Origin of the sequence: Mesorhizobium sp. M7A.F.Ca.CA.002.09.1.1, assembly GCF_003998555.1 — a bacterium.
Taxonomy (GTDB): Bacteria; Pseudomonadota; Alphaproteobacteria; order Rhizobiales; family Rhizobiaceae; genus Mesorhizobium; species Mesorhizobium ciceri.
Genome location: NZ_RZRR01001506.1, coordinates 1 through 623 on the forward strand (window position 1 = coordinate 1; position 623 = coordinate 623).

The following is a 623-nucleotide window of genomic DNA, read 5'->3' on the forward strand; positions in this document are numbered from 1 at the left end:
CGCATGTTCACACTGCTCGTCGATTTTGCGGACAAGGTCTCGGTCTTCAATGTCTTCCGCTACATCACCTTCCGCACCGGTGGGGCGCTGATCACGTCGGCGCTGATCGTCTTCATCTTTGGACCGACCATCATCAATTCGCTGCGGCTGCGGCAAGGCAAGGGCCAGCCGATCCGCGCCGACGGGCCGCAGACACATTTCAAGAAGGCCGGCACGCCGACCATGGGCGGGCTGATGATCCTGTCGGGCATCATCGGCTCGTCGCTTTTGTGGGCGAACCTGTCGAGCATCTATGTCTGGGTGGTGCTGCTGGTGACGCTGGGCTTCGGCTCGATCGGCTTTTACGACGACTATCTGAAGGTCACCAAGCAGTCGCATCTCGGCTTTTCCGGCAAGGCACGGCTGGCGCTGGAATTCGTCATCGCCGGCATCGCCGCTTGGGTGATCATGCACAATGGCCAGGCGCCGTTCTCGTCGTCGCTGACTTTTCCCTTCGCCAAGGAATTCATCGTCAATCTCGGCTGGTTCTTCATTCCGTTCTCCTGCTTCGTCATCGTCGGCGCCGGCAATGCGGTGAACCTGACCGACGGCCTTGACGGCCTGGCGATCGTGCCGATCATGAT

At 60.2% G+C, this 623-nt stretch carries 1 pseudogene; it reads left to right on the plus strand.

Annotated features, from left to right (window positions below):
* Positions 1-3 precede the first annotated feature (3 nt).
* A pseudogene (gene mraY, locus EN994_RS34325) lies at positions 4-623 on the plus strand (phospho-N-acetylmuramoyl-pentapeptide-transferase); the annotation flags it as partial.